Here is a 229-nt window from a genome sequence, read left to right on the forward strand (position 1 = left end):
CTTGTGGTCCGTCGCCGTGTCGCTGTACAGCCAGCCGGTATAGGTCACGGTGGCCGTCTTGCCGGTGGTCGCTTCGGTACCGGTGCCCAGCACGACGTCCGTCGCGCTGAACTGGGACGGATTGGCCACGACGACGGTGCTGGACGACGACCCGCCGCCACCGCCGCCGCAACCGGCAAGGCTCAGGACGGCGACAAGGATGGCGGTGCAGGCAAGGGCAGGCTTCAGG

1 pseudogene is annotated in these 229 nt (G+C 69.0%); it reads right to left on the reverse strand.

Features of this window, described 5'->3' with window-relative positions:
• A pseudogene (locus ACR9ZK_RS23885) lies at positions 1–229 on the reverse strand (hypothetical protein); the annotation flags it as partial.

It is taken from the genome of Monashia sp. HAY1-5C (genome assembly GCF_056755255.1).